Raw genomic sequence first — 24740 nt, forward strand, 5'->3', positions numbered from 1 at the left:
CATTTCCTTAACCCTCGTTTTCATTCTGATTAACCCTTCGTTTTCTCTTGTTTATTTCTTAAACCCTTAATTCTCGTAGGGCCGCTTACTGCTTGCTATGCAGCCAACGTTTCGCATATTATTCTGCGGTCATAATAATAATTCTCGTTTACGTTATCATTCACTTTTCCATCAGAGATAAACATGGCGCTTTCCAATACTGCTCAGCCAATTCACACGTCGCTGCGAAAAATCGCGGTCGTCGTAGCCACAGCGGTTGCCGGCATGTCTACGTATGCACATGCGGCTGAAACCCAGAAAAAAGAAGAAACCATCACCGTCACTGCCACGCCTGCCGCCCAGGAAAGTCCGTGGGGGCCTGCGCCAACGATCGCAGCAAAACGCACGGCAACGGCGACCAAAACCGATACCGCGATTGAAAAGACCCCGCAGTCTATTTCCGTGGTAACGCGTGATGAAATGGAACGCCGCCAGCCAGCGACCGTAAAAGAGGCGCTGGGCTATACGCCGAGCGTGTTTGCGACCCGCGGCAGCTCCACCACCTATGATGTGGTCTCAATTCGTGGTTTTACCGCGCCTTCGACGGTAAACACCAACCAGTATCTCGATGGCATGAAGCTGATGGGGAATAACTACTCCGAAGCTTCCATGGATCCGTACTTCCTTGAGCGCGTAGAAGTGATGCGCGGACCTACGTCTGTGCTCTACGGCAACAGCAATCCCGGCGGTATCGTCAGTATGGTGAGCAAACGCCCACTGACCGAGCCGCTGAAAGAAGTCCAGTTTAAAATGGGGACCAATAACCTGTGGCAAACGGGCTTCGATTTCAGTGATGCAATCGATGAAGATGGCGTGTGGTCGTACCGCCTGACCGGTCTTGGCAGTAGTCAGAACGCACAGCAGGAGATGTCAAAATCAACCCGCTATGCGATTGCGCCCTCCTTTAGCTGGCGTCCGGATGACAAAACCGATTTCACCTTCCTGAGCAATTTCCAGAACGATCCGGAAGCGGGCTACTACGGCTGGTTGCCACGGGAAGGGACCGTGGTGCCATACCGTGACGCAAACGGCAATGAGCATAAGATCCCAACCGATTTCAACGAAGGTGAAGCGGATAATAAGATGGCTCGTCGCCAGCAGTTGATTGGTTACAGCTTCTCGCATCAGTTTGATGACACGTTCACCGTGCGTCAGAATCTGCGTTACGCAAAAGTGCATACGCTCTACCGCTCTGTTTACGGCAATGGCTACGCTGAGCCTGGCAAAATTAACCGCGCTTATGTGCGTTCAGATGAAGATCTGAATATGTTCACCGTGGATACTCAGCTGCAGTCGACATTCGCGACGGGCGCCGTAGACCACACGCTGCTGACGGGCGTTGATTACTCGCGTATGCGTAATGATATCAATGCGCTGTACGGTTCCGCCGACCCTATTGATATCCAGAACCCGGATTACGGCAACGCGAACATCAACACCAACCTGCCATGGTCTAACTACTCCGTCGTTAACCGTAATGAACAGACCGGGCTCTATGCTCAGGATCAGGCGGAGTGGGATAAGTGGGTGCTGACGCTGGGCGGACGCTACGACTACGTGATGGCCTCAACGCTGACGCGCGGTACGGCCGATTCGCTGGCTGAAAACCACGATCAGGCTTTCACCTGGCGCGGGGGGATTAACTATCTCTTTGATAACGGTATCTCGCCTTACTTCAGCTACAGCGAGTCGTTTGAGCCGGTATCGGGCGCCGATCGTAACGGCACACCGTTCGACCCTTCCCGCGGTAAGCAGTATGAAACGGGTGTGAAATACGCGCCGAAAGACCTGCCGGTTGTGGTCACCGCGTCGCTGTTCCAGCTGACTAAGGATAAGAACCTGACGGCGGATCCGAACGATCCAACGAATACTCACAGTATCCAGACCGGTGAGATCCGTTCTCGCGGTTTCGAACTGGAAGCGAAGGCAGCGGTTAACGCCAATATCAACGTGACCGCGGCGTACAGCTTTATTGATGCTGAGTACACCCATGACAGCACCTTTGAAGGTAAACGTCCGGCGGAAGTGCCGCGTAATCAGGCGTCATTGTGGGCAGATTACACCTTCACCGACACGGCCTTAAGCGGCCTGACGATTGGTGCCGGTACCCGTTACATCGGTAACACGGTGAGCTACTACTCAAGCGGCGACAAAAAAGATCAGCCGTTTAACGTCGCGAGCTACACCCTTGCCGATGCGATGGTGAAATACGATCTGGCCCGTCTGGGTCTGCCGGGGTCATCTGTGGCGGTGAACGTGAATAACCTGTTCGATCGGGAATATGTCTCCAGCTGCTACAAGGATTATGCATGCTACTGGGGTGCTGAACGTCAGGTTGTCGCCACCGCGACCTTCCGCTTCTAATCTCTCTTCGGGCACGGTTCGCCGTGCCCTTTTTATTTAAGTTGGCCGATATGCAGGATAATCAAACGCAATCCGACACCACCTTCACGCTCAATAATCTCTCCTTTCGCGTGCCCGGACGCACCCTGCTGCATCCGCTCTCTTTGACCTTCCCGGCAGGTAAAGTGACAGGCCTGATTGGTCACAACGGCTCTGGTAAATCAACGCTGCTCAAAATGCTTGGCCGCCATCAGCTGCCGTCAGAAGGCGATATCCTGCTGGACGGTCAGCCGCTGGAGAGCTGGAGCAGTAAAGCCTTTGCCCGCAAAGTGGCGTATCTGCCGCAGCAGTTGCCGCAGGCGGAGGGGATGACCGTGCGTGAACTGGTGGCGATTGGGCGTTATCCGTGGCACGGCGCGCTTGGCCGTTTCGGCGTGGCCGACAGAGAGAAAGTGGAAGAGGCGATTGCGCTGGTGGGGCTAAAACCGCTGGCCCACCGTCTGGTAGACAGCCTGTCAGGAGGGGAGCGTCAGCGCGCGTGGATAGCAATGCTGGTGGCCCAGGACAGCCGCTGCCTGCTGCTCGACGAACCGACCTCTGCGCTGGATATTGCCCATCAGGTCGACGTGCTTGCGCTGGTGCATCGTTTAAGCCAGCAGCGCGGTCTGACGGTTATCGCGGTCCTGCATGATATCAACATGGCCGCGCGTTACTGCGATTACCTCGTTGCCCTGCGCGGCGGTGAAATGATCGCCCAGGGGACGCCGTCTGAACTGATGCGCAGTGAAACGCTGGAACACATTTACGGTATTCCAATGGGGATTTTGCCTCACCCTGCCGGGGCTGCACCGGTGAGCTTTGTGTACTGATGCTGGATTCTATGTTGATGAGTCGCCGTCGTCTGCTGACGGCAATGGCGCTTTCACCGCTGCTGTTAAAAATGAATACCGCGCGTGCGGCTGCGGTCGATCCACACCGCATTGTGGCGCTGGAATGGTTGCCGGTAGAGCTGATGATGGCGCTGGGCGTTACGCCCTATGGCGTGGCGGATATTCCTAACTACAGGCTATGGGTGAATGAGCCGAGGCTACCGGACTCGGTAATCGACATCGGCCTGCGCACCGAGCCAAACCTCGAACTGCTCACCCAGATGAAGCCGTCATTCCTGTTCTGGTCTGCAGGTTACGGCCCGTCAGAAGAGACAATGGCACGGATTGCGCCCGGCCGTGGTTTCTCCTTCAGCGACGGTAAAAATCCGCTGGCGATGGCGAAAAACTCCCTCCACGAGATGGCACAGTTCCTTAACCGTGAGGTTGAGGCCAAAAAACATCTCGACGATTTTGATGCCCTGATTAACACCCTGAAGCCGCGTTTTGCTCACCGGGGCGATCGCCCGCTGCTGATGGTGACGCTGCTGGATGCCCGCCATATGCTGGTCTTTGGGAAAAACTGCCTGTTCCAGGACGTGCTCGACAGTTTTGGTATTCGTAATGCCTGGGAAGGGGAGATGACCTTCTGGGGCAGCACCGCCGTGGGGATTGACCGTCTTGCGGCATTTCGCGATGTGGATGTGTTGTGCTTTGACCACGGCAACGAGCGGGAGATGCAAACCCTGATGGCGACGCCGCTCTGGCAGGCTATGCCGTTTGTGCGTGAAAAACGGTTCCTGCGCGCACCTGCGGTATGGTTCTACGGCGCGACGCTTTCTGCCATGCACTTTGCCCGCGTGCTGGACAACGCGCTGGGAGGCCAGGCATGAGTAAGCGTATTGCCCGTTTCCCGGCACTGTTACTTTGCCTCATTTTCCTGTGCGCGCTGGTATTGACCTGGTTCAATCTGTCGACGGCCTTACCGCGCGACCAGTGGCGTGCGGCGCTGGTGACGCCAGATATCGATAATATTCAGCAAATGCTGTTCCACTACAGTCTGTTGCCGCGGCTTGCGATTTCGCTGCTGGTCGGTGCGGGATTAGGGCTGGTGGGCGTTTTATTCCAGCAGGTACTGCGTAACCCACTGGCCGAGCCGACGACGCTTGGCGTGGCGACCGGGGCACAGCTTGGGATCACGATTACCACACTCTGGGCGTTGCCTGGGGCATTGACCTCGCAGTTTGCTGCCCTCGCCGGTGCGTGTGTGGTGGGCGCGCTGGTATTCGGCGTCGCCTGGGGCAAACGTCTCTCCCCCGTCACGCTTATTCTTGCGGGGCTGGTGGTGAGCCTGTACTGCGGCGCGATTAATCAGCTGCTGGTGCTGTTCCATCACGATCAGCTGCAAAGCATGTTCCTCTGGAGCACCGGTACGCTCACCCAGACCGACTGGAGCGTCGTGCAGCGTCTGTGGCCGCAGCTCGCCGGTGGCGTCGTGTTGACGCTGCTGCTCTTGCGCCCGCTGACGTTAATGGGTCTTGATGATGGCGTGGCGCGTAATCTGGGGCTGGCGCTGTCGCTGGCCCGTCTGGGGGCGCTGACGCTGGCAATTGTGCTCAGTGCCCTGCTGGTTAATGCGGTAGGCATCATCGGGTTTATCGGACTGTTTGCGCCGCTGCTGGCAAAAATGCTCGGTGCGCGCCGCCTGCTGGCGCGCCTGATGTTAGCCCCGCTGATTGGCGCGTTGATCCTCTGGCTTTCCGATCAAATCATTCTCTGGCTGGCACGCGTCTGGATGGAAGTGTCTACCGGTTCGATGACGGCGCTTATCGGTGCACCGCTGCTGCTGTGGCTGCTGCCGCGTCTGCGCAGTATCAGCGCGCCAGCGATGGATGCTGGCGATAAGGTCTATGCTGAGCGCCAGTCAGTGCTGGGGTTCAGCCTTGCCGGGCTGGCAGTGCTGATTGTTATCTCATTTGCCGCGCTCGCTTTCGGACGCGATGCGGTGGGCTGGCACTGGGCGTCCGGGGAGCTGCTTAACGAACTCATGCAGTGGCGCTGGCCGCGCATTCTCTCGGCGTTAATCGCCGGGGTCATGCTGGCGGTGGCGGGCTGTATTATCCAGCGTCTGACCGGTAACCCGATGGCCAGCCCGGAGGTTCTGGGTATCAGTTCTGGTGCCGCCTTTGGCGTGGTCCTGATGCTGTTCCTGGTGCCGGGAAATGCCTTCGGCTGGTTGATGCCTGCCGGGAGCGTTGGCGCGGCGGTGACGCTGCTGATCATCCTCATTGCCTCCGGGCGTGGTGGGTTTTCCCCTCACCGGATGCTGCTTGCCGGGATGGCGCTCAGCACGGCATTTACCATGCTGCTGATGATGCTGCAGGCGAGTGGCGATCCGCGTATGGCCAAGATCCTGACCTGGATCTCCGGTTCAACGTACAGCGCCACCGGCAGCCAGGTCGTGCATTCCGGGATTGCAATGATCGTATTGCTGGCGATGGTGCCGCTGTGCCGTCGCTGGATGACCATTCTGCCGCTGGGCGGCGAGACCGCGCGTGCGGTGGGGATGGCCCTGGCGCCGTCCCGTATCGGGTTACTGCTGCTGGCCGCATGCCTCACGGCAACGGCCACCATGACCATCGGCCCGCTGAGTTTTGTCGGCTTAATGGCACCGCACATTGCCAGAATGATGGGATTTCGTCGCACGATGCCGCACATTGTGATGTCGGCGCTGACGGGGGGCGTAATACTGGTGGTTGCTGACTGGCTGGGGCGGATGGTGCTGTTCCCGTACCAGATACCTGCCGGGTTGCTGTCGACGTTTATCGGTGCGCCGTACTTTATCTATTTGTTGAGAAAGCAAAGCAGGTAGAAGGGCGGTGGGGTATTGCCCTCTCCGGGTGGAGAGGGCAGCAGATCGTTTCTGTCTTACAACTTCGCAAAGACCCGGCGCGCAGCATCGATAGTCTTATTGATATCGTCTTCGCTGTGCGCGACGGACATAAAGCCTGCTTCAAACGCGGATGGTGCCAGGTAGACGCCTTCTTCCAGCATCAGATGGAAGAAGCGCTTGAAGCGTTCAACGTCACACTTCACCACATCCTGATAGCAGGTCACGGTTTTCGCATCGGTGAAGAAAATCCCGAACATCCCACCAACGTGGTTTACCACCAGAGGAATACTGGTTTCTTGCGCGGCCTCCAGCAGGCCGTTGGCCAGTTGAGTTGTCAGATCGGTCAGGGTTTCGTGAATACCCGGCTGCGCGACTTCGGTCAGACAGGCGAAACCTGCGGCCATCGCAATCGGGTTGCCGGAAAGGGTTCCCGCCTGGTAGACCGGGCCAGTCGGCGCCAGCGCTTCCATCACCTCTTTACGTCCCCCGAATGCACCGACAGGCATGCCGCCGCCGATGATTTTGCCAAGGCACGTCAGGTCCGGCTCTACGCCGTAGTAAGACTGTGCCCCCGCCAGCGCGACGCGGAAGCCGGTCATCACTTCGTCGATGATCAGTAGAGCGCCAAACTCATCGCACAGGGCGCGCAGACCCGGCAGGAACTCCGGCTGCGGTGGAATGCAGTTCATGTTGCCTGCGACAGGTTCAACGATGATGCAGGCAATCTCCTGCGGATACTGCTCGAAGGCTGCCCGAACGGTGTTCAGATCGTTATAGGTGCAGGTCAGGGTATGCTTCGCAAAGTCAGCCGGTACGCCCGGTGAGTTCGGCTGACCGAGGGTCAGCGCGCCGGAGCCGGCTTTTACCAGCAGGCAGTCCGCATGACCGTGGTAGCAGCCTTCAAATTTGATGATCTTGTCACGGCCGGTAAAGCCACGTGCCAGGCGGATCGCGCTCATGGTGGCCTCGGTACCGGAGTTCACCATACGCACCATGTCCATTGTCGGGACCAGTTCGGTGACCAGTTCCGCCATTTTCACTTCCATCTCGGTTGGCGCGCCGAAGCTCAGGCCGCGCTGGGCGGCTTCAATCACCGCATTGCGGATAGCAGGATGGTTGTGACCCAGCACCATCGGACCCCAGGAGCCGACATAATCGATATAGGCTTTGCCATCGACATCATACAGATACGCGCCGTCAGCACGTTCGATAAACAGCGGCGTACCGCCTACGCCGGTAAAGGCGCGAACAGGCGAATTCACGCCACCTGGGATAAGCTCGCGGGCTGCACTGTAGAGGTTTTCAGACTTGCTCATGGCGTCGTTCCTGGTTCGTATAAAATGATTAAGCACACTATTCTAAGTGATCCTCGGAAGGTAATGAAATTTTTGCCCCCTTTCATGCCCAAACAATTGTTAAGTATTTTTCACGGGATGATATTACGCACTCTGGTAAAATCCCTGCGGTTATTTGTATGACGAAAAGAAACGGTAATGAAAGCAGACACTCATTCTTATACTGAACAGCAGTTCAGACGTGCGCAGCACCGTATCAGCATCCGGCGCTTGCTTAATCGTGATAAAACGCCGCTGGCTATCCTGCTGGCTGCTGCCGTGGTCGGCGCAGTTGCCGGGCTGGTGGGTATCGCCTTCGAAAAAGCGGTTAACGCGATAATGAACTGGCGAATTGGAACCGTGGCGGGTTTTGCCTATAGCGGTGGATGGGTATGGGTGTGGGCCTTTGGCTTATCTGCGCTGTTTGCCATGGTGGGCTATTTCCTGGTCCGTAAATTTGCGCCGGAAGCGGGCGGTTCCGGGATCCCTGAAATAGAAGGCGCACTGGAAGAGCTGAGGCCGGTTCGCTGGTGGCGCGTCATCCCGGTAAAATTTATCGGTGGCATGGGAACGCTCGGGGCAGGCATGGTGCTCGGGCGCGAAGGGCCAACGGTGCAGCTGGGCGGAAACGTTGGGCGTATGGTCGGCGATCTTTTTCGCATGCGCAGCGCGGAGGCGCGACATACACTGCTGGCAACGGGGGCGGCGGCCGGCCTTTCGGCGGCGTTCAACGCACCGCTGGCGGGGATCCTGTTCATTATTGAAGAGATGCGGGCACAGTTTCGCTACAACCTGATCTCGATAAAAGCGGTATTCACCGGCGTCATTATGTCGAGCATTGTCTTTCGCATTTTTAATGGCGAAGGTGCGGTGATTGAGGTGGGGAAACTGACCAATGCGCCGGTGAATACGCTGTGGCTGTACCTGATCCTCGGCATGATTTTTGGCGTGGTCGGCCCGCTGTTTAACACGCTTATCTTACGCGCTCAGGATATGTTCCAGCGCATTCACGGTGGGAATACCACCCGCTGGGTATTGATCGGCGGACTGCTGGGCGGCGGCTGCGGCGTGCTCGGCTTCATTGAGCCCAATGCCGCAGGCGGTGGCTTCGGGCTGATACCGATTGCCGCGGCGGGTAATTTCAGCATTGGTCTGTTGCTGTTCATGTTTATTTCACGGGTGATTACCACCGTATTGTGCTTCTCCTCCGGTGCGCCTGGCGGTATTTTTGCCCCGATGCTGGCGCTGGGTACGCTTCTGGGAACCGCGTTTGGCATGGTCGCTGCTGCCGGATTTCCGGCCTATCATCTGGACGCCGGGACCTTTGCTATTGCCGGAATGGGCGCGCTGCTGGCGGCGTCCCTGCGTGCGCCGTTGACCGGCATCGTGCTGGTTCTGGAGATGACGGATAATTACCAGCTCATTTTGCCAATGATCATTACCTGTCTCGGCGCGACACTATTAGCCCAATTCCTGGGTGGAAAACCGCTATACTCCACCATTCTTGCTCGTACCCTGGCAAAACAAGAGGCCGAGCGGGCCCCGACGCAGAATACTTGAATGAATTACCAGGGTATTAGATAATGACATAAAGAATTGGGTGAATTTTACCCAATAGCAGTAGCAGTATTCATGGGAGCATAAGATGAGTGATGACGTAGCGTTGCCGCTGGAATTTACCGAAGCAGCAGCCAACAAAGTGAAAACCCTGATTGCCGACGAGGACAATCCGGATCTGAAACTGCGTGTCTATATTACCGGTGGCGGCTGCAGCGGCTTCCAGTATGGTTTTACCTTTGACGATCAGGTCAACGACGGCGATATGACTATCGAGAAGCAGGGCGTTGCGCTGGTGGTTGACCCGATGAGCCTGCAGTACCTGGTGGGTGGTTCGGTGGATTACACTGAAGGCCTGGAAGGTTCGCGCTTCGTTGTGACTAACCCGAACGCGACAAGTACCTGTGGATGTGGCTCTTCGTTCAGCATCTGACAGGGATGCAGTCGTAAGCCCGGTAAGCGTAGCGCCACCGGGCTTATAAACAACGCTTATCGTGCATTATCATCCAGCGCAAACGTCGGCAGCTTCAGATGCCAGCGTATCGCCGCTAACCGTATCCCCAGCGTGACCACCATACCCAGCATGGCTGCATTTTCTAGCGGCATCGCAAAGGTGTAATACGCCGTCGCGTGAACAATCCCACCAATAATACACGCCGTGGCATAGATTTCGGTACGCAGGATCATGGGAACTTCACGCGCCAGAATGTCGCGAATAATCCCGCCGCCGACCCCGGTTAACACGCCCATGCAGATGGCCACCATCGGGCCCGTTCCCGCATTGAAGGCTTTATTGACCCCGATGCCCACAAAGACGGCCAGACCGACGGCATCCAGTACCGGGAGTATCCATTTCGGTAACCGGCGGGGCTGGCGAACCAACACGATGGTCAACAGACAGGTGACCATCGCCACCACCAGATCGGTTGGATCTTTTACCCAAAATACCGGGCCATTCGCCAGGGCCATATCACGTATCGTCCCGCCACCCACGGCGGTGACCACGCCCAGCACCAGCACGCCAAACGGATCCATGCGCAGTTTTCCAGCGAGTAAAACGCCGGAGATAGCAAAAACGGCTGTGCCAAGAATATCCAGCCAATAAACGAGCATCGTTAAATCCTCGAGCGGGGTATGTTGTTAGTGACTCTCTGCCAGCGCGGCACAGAGCTGTTTTGCGGCGAGGATAATACGCGGGCTGGCGCGTTCAAACCAGTCACTGGTGAGGGGGATCACCGGTATTTTTAGCTGACGTTGCCAGAATTGTTCAATTTTAGGAATCTCGCTCGCATTTCCGACCACCACGATGGCCTGTGGCTGGCGTGCGAGCACCTGTTCCCGGCTGACCTGAGGCCACGGCACCCGGCTGGCTGCAAAGATGTTTTCACCGCCGCAGATTTCCAGCACCTGATTCTGAATGGATCCTTTCCCGGTGGTGAACAGCGGCTGGCTGCCAAATTGCAGGAAGATGCGTTTTTTGACGGGGGTATCGTAGCGGGATTTCAGCGCGGCATAGTCGCTGAGCATCTGTTTCGCGGCATTCTCGGCTTTTGCTGGAGTAGGACTGTAGGGGGCCAGAGAACGCAGCGCCTGAGCGACCTGCTCAATGCTCACCGCATCAATCCACATCACCTTGATCCCAAGCGAAGAGAGCTGGTTGACCTGCCGCTCGGCATTACCGCCGCGCCAGGCGAGCACGAGATCGGGTTTAAGCGCCACGATGCGCTCAATGTTCATCCCTTGCCAGGTCGCCACCTGTTCAATATGGGCCGCTTGCGGAGGGTAATCCGAAAAGCTGCTCACGCCGACAGGCGTGATCCCGGCGGCAAAGGCCAGTTCGGTGTTTGCCGGAGAGAGCGTAATCACACGCGGCGCGGCAAATAGCCATGCCGGTGCGAGAAAAAGCAGGGCGACCAGCGCCCTGATGTATGGGTTACCCACGAGCCAGTTTCTGCACCAGGCGCTCCACCATCACGGTGGACTGTTTTGCCGCAACGGTCAGGAACTCGTCGAAGCTGATATGAGACTGCTGGTCAGCCACGTCGGAGATGGCGCGAACCACCACGAACGGAACGTTGAAGTTATGGCAAACGTGAGCAATGGCGGTCGCTTCCATCTCAACGGCAACGGCCTGAGGGAAGTTATGACGAATTTTCGCCAGGCCGACGGATCCATTGATGAACGCATCACCGCTGACGATCAGGCCGCGTACCGCGTTGAGGTTCAGCTCAGCGATGCAGCTTTCAGCCGCCGCAATCAGTTTGTCATCGGCTTTAAACCCGGCCGGGCAACCCGGAAGCTGACCGTATTCGTAGCCGAATGCGGTAACGTCTGCATCGTGGTAACGCGCTTCATCGGAAACAACGATATCACCGACTTTCAGCGTCGACGCCAGGCCGCCTGCAGAACCGGTGTTAATGATAACGTCCGGCTTGCAGCGTTCGAGCAGCAGGGTCGCGCCCAGCGCAGCAGCAACCTTACCGATGCCTGATTTCAGCAGAGCGACGTCAACGCCATTCAACTGGCCGGTATAGATCTCACAGCCACCGAGGGAGAGAGTCTGACGGTTCTCAATTTTGTCACGCAGCAGCGTAACTTCTTCTTCCATTGCACCAATAATGCCGATTTTCATAGATTTACTCGCGATGTGCCTTGTTAAGATGCATAGTCTATCATGCGGTTAAGAGGAAACGCATTCTCACGCGGGGGAGCACATGTCACCAATCGATTTTCGCACCAAAATTAACTGGCACCGACGTTTCCGTTCGCCGCAGGGCGACAAGAGCGAGCATGAGATCCTGCGTATCTTCGAAAGCGATCGTGGGCGGATCATAAACTCGCCGGCAATCCGTCGTTTACAGCAAAAAACCCAGGTGTTTCCGCTTGAACGTAACGCTGCGGTGCGCACGCGCTTAACGCATTCTATGGAAGTTCAGCAGGTTGGCCGCTACATTGCCAAAGAGATCTTAAGCCGTCTCAAAGAGCAGCAGCTTCTCGAAACCTATGGGCTGAATGAGCTGACCGGGCCGTTTGAGAGCATCGTTGAGATGGCCTGCCTGATGCATGACATCGGCAACCCGCCCTTTGGTCATTTTGGCGAAGCCGCCATAAATGACTGGTTTAAACAGCGGCTTTATCCTGCTGATGCGGTAAGCCAGCCTCTGAGCGATGACCGCTGCCTGGTGCGGGATTTACGCCTGCGCGAAGGTGAAGACGCGCTGAACGACCTGCGGCGTAAAGTCCGTCACGACCTCTGTCACTTCGAAGGCAATGCGCAGGGGATCCGGCTGGTCCACTCCCTGATGCGTATGAACCTGACCTGGGCACAGGTGGGGTGCATCCTGAAATATACGCGACCGGCCTGGTGGATGGGCGAGACGCCCGCGTCGCACAGTTATTTGATGAAAAAGCCGGGCTATTATCTTTCCGAAGAAGCCTATATTGAGCGCCTGCGTAAAGAACTTTCTCTGACACCAAACGGCCGCTTCCCCTTAACCTGGATTATGGAAGCTGCCGACGACATTTCATATTGTGTTGCCGACCTGGAAGACGCCGTTGAGAAAAGAATATTCAGCGTCGAAGAACTTTATCAGCATCTTTATGAGGCCTGGGGAACGCATGAAAAAGGCTCGCTGTTTGCTCAGGTTGTCGAAAATGCCTGGGAGAAATCGCGTTCAAATACATTAAGCCGCAGCACGGAAGATCAGTTCTTTATGTATTTACGGGTCAATACATTAAATAAACTGGTGCCGTATGCCGCCTCGCGCTTTATAGACAACCTGCCGTTAATTTATAGCGGCGAATTCAACCATGCGTTGCTGGAAGATGACAGCAGCTTTAGCCAGCTTCTTGAACTCTATAAAAACGTGGCCGTGCGTCATGTTTTCAGCCATCCGGATGTTGAACAGCTTGAGCTGCAGGGATACAGGGTTATCAGTGGGTTACTCGAAATCTATCGACCTCTGCTGCAGTTATCCGTCGACGAGTTCAGCGAGCTGGTGGAAAAAGAGCGCGTGCGGCGAATACCGATCGAATCCCGGCTTTATCAGAAACTTTCAACCCGCCACCGTCTGGCTTATGTCGAAGCCATCGGCAAGCTGGATCGGCAGTCGCCCCAGTGGCCGGTGCTGGAATATTATTATCGCTGCCGTCTTATCCAGGACTATATCAGCGGGATGACAGATTTGTATGCCTGGGATGAATACCGCAAGCTCATGGCGGTGGAATAAGCACAGAGTTTTGTAAAGACGGCCAATAAATTTTTACCTTTTCCATAAACTTATGGCCGGAACTAAGCGGTATAAAATGAATCTGAGTTACACAGCAATTTTGCGTTATCTGTAAATCGAGATTAAGACACATGAAAAAAACCACATTAGCAATGAGTGCACTGGCTCTGAGTTTAGGTTTAGCGCTGTCTCCTCTGACTGCTACTGCAGCTGAGACCGCATCGTCGGCAGCGACCGCGCAGCAGATGCCAAGCCTGGCACCGATGCTCGAAAAAGTGATGCCATCGGTGGTGAGTATTAACGTTGAGGGCAGCACAACCGTCAATACGCCGCGTATGCCGCGTAACTTCCAGCAGTTCTTTGGTGATAACTCACCTTTCTGCCAGGACGGTTCGCCATTCCAGAGCTCCCCGTTCTGTCAGGGCGGTGGTGCAGGGGATGACACCCAGGGGGGTGGCCAGCAGCAGAAATTCATGGCGCTTGGCTCGGGTGTGATTATCGATGCGGCGAAAGGCTACGTCGTGACCAACAACCACGTTGTTGATAACGCCAACAGCATTAAGGTTCAGCTGAGCGACGGGCGTAAATTTGATGCCAAAGTGGTCGGGAAAGACCCGCGCTCCGATATCGCGCTGATCCAGATTCAGGATCCGAAAAACCTGACGGCGATTAAAATTGCCGACTCCGATGCGCTGCGTGTCGGTGATTATACCGTCGCTATCGGTAACCCGTTCGGTCTGGGTGAAACCGTAACCTCGGGGATTGTTTCCGCGCTGGGTCGTAGCGGCCTCAACGCCGAAAACTATGAAAACTTCATCCAGACGGATGCCGCCATCAACCGGGGTAACTCCGGCGGTGCGCTGGTGAACCTGAACGGTGAGCTGATTGGTATCAACACCGCGATCCTTGCACCAGACGGCGGCAATATCGGGATCGGCTTTGCTATCCCAAGTAACATGGTGAAAAACCTGACCGCGCAGATGGTGCAGTATGGCCAGGTGAAACGCGGTGAACTGGGGATTCTGGGTACCGAACTGAATTCCGAACTGGCTAAGGCGATGAAAGTTGACGCCCAGCGCGGCGCATTTGTCAGCCAGGTGATGCCGAACTCCTCCGCGGCGAAAGCGGGCATTAAAGCGGGTGATGTCATTACCTCCCTGAACGGGAAACCGATCAGCAGCTTTGCCGCGCTGCGTGCTGAAGTGGGCTCCATGCCGATTGGCAGCAAAGTGACCCTCGGCCTGCTGCGTGACGGTAAACCGGTTAACGTGAGCCTGGAACTGCAGCAGAGCAGCCAGAATCAGGTTGATTCCAGCACCATCTTCAGCGGCATTGAAGGCGCCGAGATGAGCAATAAAGGTCAGGACAAAGGCGTTGTGGTGAACAACGTTAAAGCGAACAGCCCGGCTGCGCGCATTGGCCTGAAAAAAGGCGATGTGATCATGGGTGCGAACCAGCAGCCAGTGAAAAACATTGCTGAACTGCGCAAAATTCTGGACAGCAAACCTTCCGTGCTGGCGTTGAATATTCAGCGTGGTGATACCTCAATTTACCTGCTGATGCAGTAATCCTCTCAGGCCCCTGTTTCAGATGAGCAGGGGCTTTTCACCTTTCTGTGACCTTTTCCACAACTCCATACTTCTCCCTTTCACTTTGTGCATTCGCACAATGCAACGGTAGCTGAACTTCCCTATGCTTGAGCTCTGCTCACAGGAGGGTTACATGGCTGGCTGGCATCTCGATACCAAAATGGCGCAGGATATTGTGGCACGCACCATGCGCATCATTGATACCAATATCAACGTAATGGATGCCCGTGGGCGCATTATTGGCAGTGGCGATCGTGAGCGTATTGGGGAATTGCACGAAGGGGCGCTGCTGGTGCTCTCCCAGGGGCGGGTGGTGGACATCGACGATGCGGTGGCGAAACACCTGCACGGTGTCCGTCAGGGCATCAATTTACCGCTGCGTCTTGAGGGGGAAATTGTCGGCGTTATCGGCCTGACCGGCGAGCCGGAGTCGCTGCGAAAATATGGCGAACTGGTCTGTATGACGGCGGAGATGATGCTTGAGCAGTCGCGCCTGATGCATCTGCTCGCCCAGGACAGCCGTCTGCGTGAAGAGCTGGTGATGAATCTGATTCAGGCGGATGAGCATACCCCTGCACTTAATGAATGGGCGCAGCGCCTGGGAATCGATCTGAATCAACCGCGCGTCGTGGCGGTAATTGAGGTGGACAGCGGCCAGCTTGGCGTCGACAGTGCGATGGCTGAGCTGCAGCAGCTGCAAAATGCGCTGGCGACGCCGGAACGCGATAACCTGGTGGCGATTGTCTCTCTGACGGAAATGGTGGTGCTCAAGCCCGCGCTGAACGCGTTCGGGCGCTGGGATGCAGAAGATCATCGTCGTCGCGTGGAGCAGTTGATAGCCCGCATGAAGGAGAATGGTCAGCTTCGTTTTCGCGTCGCGCTGGGCAATTACTTCACCGGTCCGGGCAGTATTGCCCGCTCCTGGCGTACTGCCCGCACCACCATGATGGTGGGTAAGCAGCGGATGCCGGAAAGCCGCAGTTATTTCTACCAGGATCTGATGCTGCCGGTGCTGCTCGACAGCCTGCGCGGTGGCTGGCAGGCCAATGAGCTGGCACGTCCGTTAGCGCGCCTCAAGGCGATGGACAACAACGGTCTGCTGCGTCGGACGCTGCAGGCGTGGTTCCGTCATAACGTACAGCCGCTGGCAACGTCGAAAGCGCTGTTTATACATCGTAATACGCTGGAATATCGACTGAATCGGATTTCGGAGCTGACAGGGCTGGATCTGGGGAGCTTTGACGACAGGCTGCTGCTTTATGTGGCGTTACAGCTCGATGAGCAGAGATGAGTGAAATACGGCCTGATGTCCTTACTCCATCCCTTTCCACGGGAGAGGGCGCAAACACTAAAACGGCAATCAAAGATTGCCGTTTTAAGTTTATTTCCGGGTAAGCTTTTCAAGATCCGCTTCGATTTCGCTAATCTTGTTGGTGACTACGCTTTCAAGGTGACGCAGATCGTCGAGGATCTTACGTTTGAGATCGACTTCAGTGCGGTCGCGCTGACAGATCTGATCGAGTTCATCGATCACATAGCGCAGATTAGGGCTGATTTCCTGAACTTCTTTGTATCCCTGTCCTACACCGTCAGCGACGACGGTCTTACGCTGGCGTGGATATTTAAACTTCACGCTCTTGGCGAAAAACTCTCCTTTGTCCTTGTGAAAATAGATTTTCAGAATGTCGTTATTAGCTTCCTGGCGAAGGCTGTAACGATCAATTTCATCAGGATTGGTAATGCCCAGACTTTTCAGATTATCGTACATAGCGGTACCCTTGATCTCAACATAACCTTTGAATAATTAACGAAAAAATCTATTTTCGCCACCCTCAGATATGAAAAAAGCGGGGTGGCCCCCGCTTTTTGTTATATCCGATTAATCGATGGTGCGCAGCAACTCATTGATGCCCACCTTACCGCGGGTTTTCGCATCAACTTTTTTCACGATAACCGCACAGTACAGGCTGTACTTGCCATCTTTTGACGGCAGGTTGCCGGAGACCACAACGGAACCGGCCGGCACGCGACCGTAGTGAATTTCACCGGTCTCACGATCGTAAATACGGGTACTCTGACCGATGTAAACGCCCATCGAGATAACGGAGCCTTCCTCAACGATCACGCCTTCCACCACTTCAGAGCGCGCGCCGATGAAGCAGTTATCTTCGATGATGGTTGGGTTAGCCTGCAGTGGCTCCAGTACACCACCGATACCCACGCCGCCGGACAGGTGAACGTTTTTACCGATCTGCGCGCAGGAGCCGACGGTTGCCCAGGTATCCACCATGGAGCCTTCGTCTACGTAAGCACCGATGTTAACGTAGGAGGGCATCAGCACGGTGTTACGCGCGATGAACGCACCCTGACGTACGGCCGCTGGCGGTACTACGCGGAAGCCTTCTTTCTGGAAGCGAGCTTCGTCGTAGTCAGCGAATTTCATAGGGACTTTATCGAAGTAGCGGCTTTCTGCTCCGTCGATAACCTGGTTATCATTGATACGGAAAGAGAGCAGCACGGCTTTCTTCAGCCATTGATGAGTCACCCACTGACCGTCGATTTTTTCTGCTACACGTAGCGCGCCGGAATCCAGCAGAGAAATAACCTGATTAACCGCTTCACGGGTAACGGTATCCACATTTGCCGGAGTAATCTCGGCGCGACGCTCAAAAGCGGACTCAATAACGTTCTGTAACTGCTGCATTGTTTACTCTTTCCATTTCACTAAAAAACACGTCACCCTTTATCGTTTGGATTGAGGGCTGCTGTCAACCGTTGTTGCACTTCAAGTTGCAGGTCATTATTAAGGGCACGCCGGTCGGCGGTGGCGATTATAAATAAATCTTCTACTCGTTCGCCAATGGTTGTAATTCTGGCCCCGTGAAGCGAAATTCCCAGATCGGCAAAAACCTGGCCGACGCGGGCGAGCAGCCCTGGCTGGTCGAGCGCGATCAGCTCCAGGAACGATTTACGATCGGTGTGGGTCGGCAGGAAATTGACCTCGGTATCGACGGTAAAGTGGCGTAATTTCGACGGCTGACGACGCGGCTGCGGTGGCTGCCAGCTGCGCTGGGTGATCGCCTGTTCCAGGCCAAAACGTATCCCTTCATGGCGGTCCGACGACAGCGGGCTTCCGTCTGGCTCCAGTACAATAAAGGTGTCCATCGCCATGCCGTCCCGGGTGGTGAAAATCTGCGCGTCGTGAACGCTCAGGTTACGCCTGTCCAGTTCGGCACAAACCGCAGCAAACAGATAAGGCCGATCCGGACTCCAGATAAAGATCTCGGTACCGCCGCGCGTGGCCTGCGGACTGAGGAGGATCATCGGCTGCGATAAATCATGCTGAAGCAGATGTCGCGCATGCCAGGCAAGCTGGTTTGGGCTGTGGCGGACAAAATAGTTGGCACGACAGCGCGCCCAAATCTGATGCAGCGCTTCTTCATCAATGTTATCCATCCGCAACAGCGCCAGCGCCTGCAGCTGATGATGGCGTACACGCTCGCGCATGTCCGGGGTGTTTTGCATCCCGCGGCGCAGCTGTTTTTCGGTGGCAAAGTACAACTCGCGCAACAGGCTTTGCTTCCAGCTGTTCCACAGCGTTTCGTTGGTGGCACAAATATCGGCTACCGTCAGGCAGACCAGATAGCGCAGGCGGTTTTCCGTCTGAACCTCTTCTGCAAACTGCTTGATGACCTCCGGATCCTGAATGTCACGACGCTGCGCGGTGACGGACATCAGCAGGTGGTGGCGTACCAGCCAGGCAACCAGCTGCGTCTCACGAGAGTTCAGTCCATGCAGTTCGGCAAATTTCAGCACGTCCTGCGCGCCGAGCACCGAGTGGTCACCGCCGCGACCTTTGGCGATGTCGTGGAACAGGGCGGCAATCAGGATCAGTTCCGGGTGGGTAAGACGTGGCCACAGTTCGACGCACAGTGGGTGACGTGAGCGTGTCTCTTCTCTGGCAAAGCTTTCCAGCTTGAGCATGACGCGGATCGTGTGTTCATCCACCGTATAGGCGTGGAACAGATCGAACTGCATCTGCCCGACGATATGTGACCACTGTGGCATATAGGCCCACAGCACGCTGTGGCGATGCATCGGCAGAAGCCCACGGCTGACGGCACCCGGATGGCGCAACATACTGAGAAAAAGGGATCGGGCTTCCGGGATATAGCACAGTGGCTGCGTCAGATGACGGCGCGCATGGCGCAGATGACGCAGCGTTGTGGAGTAGATCCCGGTGATCGTGCTATTGCGAACCATGGTGTAGAACATCCGCAGGATCGCTTCCGGCTCACGGATAAACAGCGTTTCGTCGCGCAGATCGATAAGCGTGCCGCGCAGCTGGAATTCATCATCGATCGGCCGCGGTTTTTCGTCCGCCGTCAGGGCCAGGATCGCTTCGTCGAACAGCTGCAGCAGCATCTGGTTCAGTTCAGTGACGCGACGGGTAACGCGGAAGAAATCCTTCATCATGTGCTCAACCGGCTCGTTACCTTCACCGCGGTAGTTGAGGCGCTGCGCCACGCTGAGCTGACGGTCAAACAGCAGACGGTTATCGTAGCGGCTAAGCTCGAGATGCAGGGCAAAACGGATCCGCCAGAGCAGGTGTAGACACTCATTCAGCTCGTTTCGCTCAGCCTCGGTTAAAAAGCCGAAGCCAACCATCTCGTCCATTGAGGTAGCGCCAAAGTGGCGGCGGGCCACCCACTGCAGCGTGTGAATGTCGCGCAGTCCGCCCGGACTGCTTTTTATATCCGGCTCCAGGTTATAGCTGGTGCCGTGGTAGCGCTGGTGACGCTGATTCTGCTCCTCGACCTTCGCGGCGAAGAATTTTTCTGAAGGCCAGAAGCCGTCGCTGAAAATGTGTTTTTGCAGCTCCAGGAACAGCGCGACGTCGCCAATCAACAGGCGGGTTTCAATCAGGTTGGTGGCGACGGTCAGGTCAGATAATCCTTCGAGCAGGCACTCTTCCAGCGTGCGCACGCTGTGGCCCACTTCAAGCTTTACATCCCACAGCAGCGTCAGCAGTTCGCCAATTTTCTGCGCCTGTTCATCCGGCAGCTTTTTGCGACTTAAAATCAGTAAGTCGATATCGGAAAGCGGATGAAGCTCACCGCGGCCATAGCCCCCGACGGCGACCAGTGCCACGTCACTGATCTGCCCAAACCCGTAATCAATCCACAGACGCTGCAGGAGCTGGTCGATAAACTCGGTGCGAGCTTCAATGAGCTGCTCCGCGGAGATGCCGGCATCAAATGCGCTTCCGAGCCAGCGCTGGAAGACATCCATATGCGCCTTGATACCGGCGCAGGTCAGATCCTGCTGGGGCCAGACGCCCGGGTTATCGGGCTGGTCGGGTAGGGTGGGAAGTGCTGTGTTAGCATACTGTTCGGGTAAAAGATTACTCATCGTGCGCCACCCATAAGAAAAAGCTATAGCCATTAAAAAAGCCGGCATCTGCCGGCTTTTTTATCATTCATCGTGCGTGAGTATCGCCGGGATGGTGTCATCCTTGCGCAACGTCATAATTTCGCAGCCGTTGTCTGTTACCACAATAGTATGCTCGTACTGCGCAGACAAGCTTCTGTCTTTGGTTTTCACCGTCCAGCCATCTTTCATGGTGCGGATGCGGTAATCACCGGCATTGACCATCGGCTCGATGGTGAAGGTCATGCCTTTTTGCAGTACCACGCCGCCGTCATCCGCATCATAGTGCAGAACCTGTGGCTCTTCGTGGAAGACACGGCCAATGCCGTGGCCGCAGTATTCACGCACAACGGAGAAACCTTCCGCTTCAACGAATTTCTGGATAGCGGCCCCAATGGTGCGCAGGCGAATGCCGGGTTTAACCATTTTCAGCGCCAGGTAGAGGCTTTCTTGCGTCACTTTGCACAAACGCTCGCCCAGAATCGTCGGCTTGCCCACGATGAACATCTTAGAGGTGTCACCGTGGTAGTCATCTTTAATGACCGTCACGTCGATGTTGACGATGTCGCCATCTTTGAGCAGTTTTTCGTTGTCCGGAATACCGTGACAAACCACTTCGTTAATCGAAATGCAGACGGATTTCGGGAAACCATGGTAACCAAGGCAGGCGGAGACCGCGTGCTGCTCATTGACGATATAGTCGTTACAAATGCGGTCCAGTTCACCCGTGCTCACGCCCGGCTTCACGTACGGCTCGATCATTTCCAGCACGTCTGCGGCCAGACGACCGGCGACGCGCATCTTTTCAATTTCTTCAGGTGTCTTAATAGAGATAGCCATGTAATCTGTCCATCAGTGTCGATTTTTTCGACAATACTAGTCTAAGTGTCGTTAATGGTATCAGTCAGGCGCACCCCGTGCCAAATTGAGAATCATTAACAGCACACTCGGCCAACAACTGTTGGTTTCTGGTCGTGTTTTGTGGTATAAAGCGCGCCGGACTTCCGATCCATTTCAGATACACAGGCTGGACGGAAGCGACAAATCTCACTTTGTGTAACAACACACACGTATCGGCACATATTCCGGGGTGCCCTTCGGGGTCGGTAATATGGGATACGTGGAGGCATAACCCCAACTTTTAATATAGAGGTTTTAAACATGGCAACTGTTTCCATGCGCGACATGCTCAAGGCTGGTGTTCACTTCGGTCACCAGACCCGTTACTGGAACCCGAAAATGAAGCCTTTCATCTTCGGCGCACGTAACAAAGTTCACATCATCAACCTTGAGAAAACTGTACCAATGTTCAACGAAGCCCTGGCTGAGCTGAACAAGATCTCTTCCCGTAAAGGTAAGATTCTGTTCGTTGGTACTAAGCGCGCTGCAAGCGAAGCTGTGAAAGATGCTGCTAACAGCTGCGATCAGTTCTTCGTGAACCATCGCTGGTTGGGCGGCATGCTGACTAACTGGAAAACCGTTCGTCAGTCCATCAAGCGCCTGAAAGATCTGGAAACCCAGTCTCAGGACGGTACTTTCGACAAGCTGACTAAGAAAGAAGCGCTGATGCGCACTCGTGAACTGGACAAGCTGGAAAACAGCCTGGGCGGTATCAAAGATATGGGCGGCCTGCCAGACGCGCTGTTCGTAATCGATGCAGACCACGAGCACATCGCAATCAAAGAAGCTAACAACCTGGGTATCCCGGTATTCGCTATCGTTGATACCAACTCCGATCCGGACGGTGTTGACTTCGTTATCCCGGGTAACGACGACGCAATCCGTGCTGTTAGCCTGTACCTGAGCGCTGTAGCTGCTACCGTTCGTGAAGGCCGTTCCCAGGATCTGGCTTCTCAGGCGGAAGAAAGCTTCGTAGAAGCTGAATAATAAGGTTTCACCCCTTATTAGTACCGTGTATGAATAGGGGCCAATTATCGGCCCCTTTTTTCAATTTACACTGTTTGGCCTCAGGCCGGGCAGTTCACATCTCCCGAGGATTTAAGAATGGCTGAAATTACCGCATCCCTGGTAAAAGAGCTGCGCGAGCGTACTGGCGCAGGCATGATGGATTGCAAAAAAGCGCTGACTGAAGCGAACGGCGACATCGAGCTGGCAATCGAAAACATGCGTAAATCCGGTGCGATCAAAGCAGCTAAAAAAGCAGGCAACGTTGCTGCTGACGGCGTGATCATCACTAAGATCGACGGCAACTACGGCATCATCCTGGAAGTTAACTGCCAGACTGACTTCGTTGCTAAAGATGGTGGTTTCCAGGCATTTGCTAACAAAGTTCTGGACGCAGCTGTTGCGGGCAAAATCACTGACGTTGAAGTTCTGAAAGCACAGTTCGAAGAAGAACGTGTTGCTCTGGTTGCTAAAATCGGTGAGAACATCAACATCCGTCGTGTTGCTTCTCTGGAAGGCGACGTTCTGGGTTCATACCAGCACGGTGCACGTATCGGTGTTCTGGTTGCGGCTAAAGGCGCTGATGAAGAGCTGGTTAAACAGCTGGCTATGCACATCGCTGCAAGCAAACCAGAATTCGTTAAGCCAGAAGACGTGTCTGCTGAAGTGGTAGAGAAAGAGTACCAGGTTCAGCTGGACATCGCGATGCAGTCTGGTAAGCCAAAAGAAATCGCAGAGAAAATGGTTGAAGGCCGCATGAAGAAATTCACCGGCGAAGTTTCTCTGACTGGCCAGCCATTCGTTATGGATCCAAGCAAGTCTGTTGCTCAGCTGCTGAAAGAGCACAACGCTGACGTGACTGGCTTCATCCGCTTCGAAGTGGGCGAAGGCATCGAGAAAGTTGAGACTGACTTCGCAGCAGAAGTTGCTGCAATGTCCAAGCAGTCTTAATGTTTGAAAAGGAGCCGCCTGAGGGCGGCTTCTTTTTGTCACCCGTCACACGAAATCAGACAGGCTCCAGTATCCCTGTGCTGATATGCGACATATCATGTCGCCAGAATTAACCCCCATCTTAATCGTTGACAGTCTCAGGAAAGAAACATGGCTACCAATGCAAAACCCGTGTACAAACGCATTCTGCTTAAGCTGAGTGGCGAAGCGCTGCAGGGATCGGAAGGCTTCGGTATTGACGCAAGCATCCTTGACCGCATGGCACAGGAAATCAAAGAACTGGTCGAACTGGGTATTCAGGTTGGCGTGGTCATTGGCGGTGGCAACCTTTTCCGTGGTGCTGGTCTGGCGAAAGCGGGGATGAACCGCGTTGTGGGCGACCACATGGGTATGCTGGCAACCGTGATGAATGGCCTGGCAATGCGTGATGCGCTTCATCGCGCCTATGTGAACGCCCGCCTGATGTCCGCAATCCCATTGAATGGCGTCTGCGATAACTACAGCTGGGCAGAGGCGATTAGCCTGCTGCGCAACAACCGCGTGGTGATCCTCTCCGCCGGTACGGGTAACCCATTCTTTACTACCGATTCCGCTGCCTGCCTGCGCGGTATCGAGATCGAAGCCGATGTGGTTCTGAAAGCGACCAAAGTGGATGGCGTGTTTACTGCCGACCCGGCAAAAGATCCGTCTGCCACCATGTACGATCAGCTGAGCTACAGCGAAGTGCTGGAAAAAGAGCTGAAAGTGATGGATCTTGCCGCCTTTACGCTGGCTCGTGACCACAAACTGCCGATCCGTGTCTTCAACATGAACAAACCTGGCGCACTGCGTCGCGTGGTCATGGGTGAAAAAGAAGGCACTTTGATCACGGAATAATTTCCGTCGGCGATAAATACAGGTAAGATTCCGCTTTATTTTGTAGTGGTATCTTACCTGGGCGCGCCTTTGGCGTTGTCAGAATTAAACGCGACTATACTTAGCACACCTGTAGCGCTGTGCTGGCGGATAGTCTGCCTGAGACAAGTTTTCAAGGATTCGTAACGTGATTAACGAAATCAGAAAAGATGCTGAAGTACGCATGGAAAAATGCGTAGAAGCGTTCAAAACCCAAATCAGCAAAATCCGTACTGGCCGTGCTTCCCCAAGCCTGCTGGATGGCATCATCGTAGAATACTACGGCACGCCAACGCCACTGCGTCAGCTGGCGAGTGTTACCGTTGAAGATACCCGTACGCTGAAAATCAACGTCTTCGATCGTTCTATGAGCCCAGCGGTTGAGAAAGCGATCATGGCGTCTGACCTCGGTCTGAACCCAAGCTCTGCGGGCGCTGACATTCGCGTTCCACTGCCTCCACTGACTGAAGAACGTCGTAAAGACCTGATCAAAGTTGTTCGTGGTGAAGCTGAGCAGGGTCGCGTATCCGTGCGTAACGTACGTCGTGATGCGAACGATAAACTCAAAGCGCTGCTGAAAGAAAAAGAGATCAGTGAAGATGACGATCGTCGTTCTCAGGACGACATTCAGAAGATGACGGATGCTGCGATCAAGAAAATTGATGCGGCGCTGGCAGATAAAGAAGCGGAACTGATGCAGTTCTGATTTC

At 55.2% G+C, this 24740-nt stretch carries 21 protein-coding genes; 13 read left to right on the top strand and 8 right to left on the bottom strand.

Translation table 11 applies throughout. The annotated features are described in order from the left end of the window. Positions 1-183 precede the first annotated feature (183 nt). Genes fhuA through fhuB form a run of 4 tightly spaced genes read left to right on the top strand, consistent with a single transcriptional unit; the run spans position 184 to position 6120 of the window. Positions 184-2403, top strand: coding sequence for a ferrichrome porin FhuA (fhuA, locus tag ACMGG3_RS22155; protein WP_414149460.1), 2220 nt, complete (start codon positions 184-186; stop codon positions 2401-2403). Between the two features lie 50 nt (positions 2404-2453). Further along, positions 2454-3251 (top strand): Fe3+-hydroxamate ABC transporter ATP-binding protein FhuC, encoded by a 798-nt coding sequence (gene fhuC, locus ACMGG3_RS22160; RefSeq protein WP_041162431.1) that lies wholly within the window; start codon positions 2454-2456, stop codon positions 3249-3251. After that, positions 3251-4141 (top strand): Fe(3+)-hydroxamate ABC transporter substrate-binding protein FhuD, encoded by an 891-nt coding sequence (gene fhuD / locus ACMGG3_RS22165; RefSeq protein WP_050737489.1) that lies wholly within the window; start codon positions 3251-3253, stop codon positions 4139-4141. Before fhuC ends, fhuD begins: the two co-directional genes overlap by 1 nt. Continuing rightward, positions 4138-6120: a Fe(3+)-hydroxamate ABC transporter permease FhuB gene (gene fhuB, locus ACMGG3_RS22170; protein ID WP_414149461.1), complete on the top strand. Its 1983-nt coding sequence runs from the start codon at positions 4138-4140 to the stop codon at positions 6118-6120. The genes fhuD and fhuB overlap by 4 nt, the downstream gene beginning before the upstream one ends. Positions 6121-6176: 56 nt before the next feature. Here the strand turns inward: fhuB and hemL are convergent, their stop codons facing one another. Further along, the gene (gene hemL / locus ACMGG3_RS22175) at positions 6177-7457 is read right to left on the bottom strand and encodes a glutamate-1-semialdehyde 2,1-aminomutase (RefSeq protein WP_414149462.1); all 1281 of its coding nucleotides are present in this window, start codon (positions 7455-7457) and stop codon (positions 6177-6179) included. Between the two features lie 177 nt (positions 7458-7634). Here hemL and clcA point away from each other — a divergent pair, with 177 nt between their 5' ends. After that, on the top strand, positions 7635-9035 hold the full coding sequence (gene clcA, locus ACMGG3_RS22180) for a H(+)/Cl(-) exchange transporter ClcA (protein ID WP_020882610.1): 1401 nt from the start codon (positions 7635-7637) through the stop codon (positions 9033-9035). Between the two features lie 85 nt (positions 9036-9120). Further along, complete coding sequence (erpA, locus tag ACMGG3_RS22185) at positions 9121-9465, top strand: iron-sulfur cluster insertion protein ErpA (RefSeq protein WP_013095643.1); 345 nt, start codon at positions 9121-9123, stop codon at positions 9463-9465. Between the two features lie 56 nt (positions 9466-9521). Here erpA and ACMGG3_RS22190 read toward each other — a convergent pair whose 3' ends face one another. The 3 genes from ACMGG3_RS22190 to mtnN are packed head-to-tail and all read right to left on the bottom strand — an operon-like array spanning position 9522 to position 11664. Next, positions 9522-10145 (bottom strand): TRIC cation channel family protein, encoded by a 624-nt coding sequence (locus tag ACMGG3_RS22190; RefSeq protein WP_014168690.1) that lies wholly within the window; start codon positions 10143-10145, stop codon positions 9522-9524. A 27-nt stretch (positions 10146-10172) separates the two neighbouring features. Next, positions 10173-10973 carry a vitamin B12 ABC transporter substrate-binding protein BtuF gene (gene btuF / locus ACMGG3_RS22195; protein ID WP_025205196.1) on the bottom strand — a complete coding sequence of 267 codons (801 nt, stop codon included), beginning with the start codon at positions 10971-10973 and terminating at the stop codon, positions 10173-10175. Beyond that, positions 10966-11664: a 5'-methylthioadenosine/S-adenosylhomocysteine nucleosidase gene (mtnN, locus tag ACMGG3_RS22200; protein WP_014168692.1), complete on the bottom strand. Its 699-nt coding sequence runs from the start codon at positions 11662-11664 to the stop codon at positions 10966-10968. The genes btuF and mtnN overlap by 8 nt, the downstream gene beginning before the upstream one ends. Positions 11665-11746: 82 nt before the next feature. Between mtnN and dgt the strand changes: the two genes are divergently transcribed. The 3 genes from dgt (at position 11747) to cdaR (ending at position 16141) form a co-directional block, all read left to right on the top strand. Beyond that, a complete protein-coding gene (gene dgt / locus ACMGG3_RS22205) occupies positions 11747-13261 on the top strand; it encodes a dGTPase (RefSeq protein ID WP_032679637.1) in 1515 nt (504 codons plus the stop codon). 131 nt (positions 13262-13392) lie between these two features. Next, the gene (gene degP / locus ACMGG3_RS22210) at positions 13393-14829 is read left to right on the top strand and encodes a serine endoprotease DegP (protein WP_032679638.1); all 1437 of its coding nucleotides are present in this window, start codon (positions 13393-13395) and stop codon (positions 14827-14829) included. Positions 14830-14983: 154 nt separating this feature from the next. After that, complete coding sequence (gene cdaR, locus ACMGG3_RS22215) at positions 14984-16141, top strand: DNA-binding transcriptional regulator CdaR (RefSeq protein ID WP_020882613.1); 1158 nt, start codon at positions 14984-14986, stop codon at positions 16139-16141. Positions 16142-16231: 90 nt separating this feature from the next. Here the strand turns inward: cdaR and ACMGG3_RS22220 are convergent, their stop codons facing one another. The 4 genes from ACMGG3_RS22220 to map all read right to left on the bottom strand — a co-directional run bounded on the left by ACMGG3_RS22220 (position 16232) and on the right by map (position 21120). Then, positions 16232-16618, bottom strand: a complete 387-nt coding sequence (locus tag ACMGG3_RS22220) for a DUF3461 family protein (RefSeq protein ID WP_014168696.1) — start codon at positions 16616-16618, stop codon at positions 16232-16234. A gap of 111 nt (positions 16619-16729) precedes the next feature. Then, positions 16730-17554, bottom strand: a complete 825-nt coding sequence (gene dapD, locus ACMGG3_RS22225; protein WP_020882614.1) for a 2,3,4,5-tetrahydropyridine-2,6-dicarboxylate N-succinyltransferase — start codon at positions 17552-17554, stop codon at positions 16730-16732. Between the two features lie 32 nt (positions 17555-17586). Beyond that, entirely contained in the window at positions 17587-20262 is a 2676-nt protein-coding gene (gene glnD / locus ACMGG3_RS22230; protein ID WP_020882615.1) for a bifunctional uridylyltransferase/uridylyl-removing protein GlnD, read from the bottom strand. A 63-nt stretch (positions 20263-20325) separates the two neighbouring features. Next, entirely contained in the window at positions 20326-21120 is a 795-nt protein-coding gene (gene map, locus ACMGG3_RS22235) for a type I methionyl aminopeptidase (RefSeq protein WP_014168699.1), read from the bottom strand. A gap of 321 nt (positions 21121-21441) precedes the next feature. On the opposite strand from map, the gene rpsB reads away from it, so the two are divergent. The 4 genes from rpsB (at position 21442) to frr (ending at position 24736) form a co-directional block, all read left to right on the top strand. Beyond that, a complete protein-coding gene (gene rpsB, locus ACMGG3_RS22240) occupies positions 21442-22167 on the top strand; it encodes a 30S ribosomal protein S2 (protein ID WP_003856207.1) in 726 nt (241 codons plus the stop codon). 117 nt (positions 22168-22284) lie between these two features. Beyond that, positions 22285-23136, top strand: coding sequence for a translation elongation factor Ts (tsf, locus tag ACMGG3_RS22245; RefSeq protein ID WP_008501911.1), 852 nt, complete (start codon positions 22285-22287; stop codon positions 23134-23136). A 150-nt stretch (positions 23137-23286) separates the two neighbouring features. Beyond that, entirely contained in the window at positions 23287-24012 is a 726-nt protein-coding gene (pyrH, locus tag ACMGG3_RS22250) for a UMP kinase (protein ID WP_003856194.1), read from the top strand. A 166-nt stretch (positions 24013-24178) separates the two neighbouring features. Further along, positions 24179-24736: a ribosome recycling factor gene (frr, locus tag ACMGG3_RS22255; protein WP_014168702.1), complete on the top strand. Its 558-nt coding sequence runs from the start codon at positions 24179-24181 to the stop codon at positions 24734-24736. Positions 24737-24740: the final 4 nt, after the last annotated feature.

Origin of the sequence: Enterobacter sp. BNK-18, assembly GCF_047456135.1 — a bacterium.
Lineage (GTDB): Bacteria > Pseudomonadota > Gammaproteobacteria > Enterobacterales > Enterobacteriaceae > Enterobacter > Enterobacter ludwigii.

Bases quoted from the DNA above. Each gene is read 5' to 3' on its own strand.
- fhuA (WP_414149460.1), top strand. From the start codon at position 184: ATGGCGCTTTCCAATACTGCTCAGCCAATTCACACGTCGCTGCGAAAA.
- fhuC (WP_041162431.1), top strand. From the start codon at position 2,454: ATGCAGGATAATCAAACGCAATCCGACACCACCTTCACGCTCAATAAT.
- fhuD (WP_050737489.1), top strand. From the start codon at position 3,251: ATGCTGGATTCTATGTTGATGAGTCGCCGTCGTCTGCTGACGGCAATG.
- fhuB (WP_414149461.1), top strand. From the start codon at position 4,138: ATGAGTAAGCGTATTGCCCGTTTCCCGGCACTGTTACTTTGCCTCATT.
- hemL (WP_414149462.1), bottom strand. From the start codon at position 7,457: ATGAGCAAGTCTGAAAACCTCTACAGTGCAGCCCGCGAGCTTATCCCA.
- clcA (WP_020882610.1), top strand. From the start codon at position 7,635: ATGAAAGCAGACACTCATTCTTATACTGAACAGCAGTTCAGACGTGCG.
- erpA (WP_013095643.1), top strand. From the start codon at position 9,121: ATGAGTGATGACGTAGCGTTGCCGCTGGAATTTACCGAAGCAGCAGCC.
- ACMGG3_RS22190 (WP_014168690.1), bottom strand. From the start codon at position 10,145: ATGCTCGTTTATTGGCTGGATATTCTTGGCACAGCCGTTTTTGCTATC.
- mtnN (WP_014168692.1), bottom strand. From the start codon at position 11,664: ATGAAAATCGGCATTATTGGTGCAATGGAAGAAGAAGTTACGCTGCTG.
- dgt (WP_032679637.1), top strand. From the start codon at position 11,747: ATGTCACCAATCGATTTTCGCACCAAAATTAACTGGCACCGACGTTTC.
- degP (WP_032679638.1), top strand. From the start codon at position 13,393: ATGAAAAAAACCACATTAGCAATGAGTGCACTGGCTCTGAGTTTAGGT.
- cdaR (WP_020882613.1), top strand. From the start codon at position 14,984: ATGGCTGGCTGGCATCTCGATACCAAAATGGCGCAGGATATTGTGGCA.
- ACMGG3_RS22220 (WP_014168696.1), bottom strand. From the start codon at position 16,618: ATGTACGATAATCTGAAAAGTCTGGGCATTACCAATCCTGATGAAATT.
- dapD (WP_020882614.1), bottom strand. From the start codon at position 17,554: ATGCAGCAGTTACAGAACGTTATTGAGTCCGCTTTTGAGCGTCGCGCC.
- glnD (WP_020882615.1), bottom strand. From the start codon at position 20,262: ATGAGTAATCTTTTACCCGAACAGTATGCTAACACAGCACTTCCCACC.
- map (WP_014168699.1), bottom strand. From the start codon at position 21,120: ATGGCTATCTCTATTAAGACACCTGAAGAAATTGAAAAGATGCGCGTC.
- rpsB (WP_003856207.1), top strand. From the start codon at position 21,442: ATGGCAACTGTTTCCATGCGCGACATGCTCAAGGCTGGTGTTCACTTC.
- tsf (WP_008501911.1), top strand. From the start codon at position 22,285: ATGGCTGAAATTACCGCATCCCTGGTAAAAGAGCTGCGCGAGCGTACT.
- pyrH (WP_003856194.1), top strand. From the start codon at position 23,287: ATGGCTACCAATGCAAAACCCGTGTACAAACGCATTCTGCTTAAGCTG.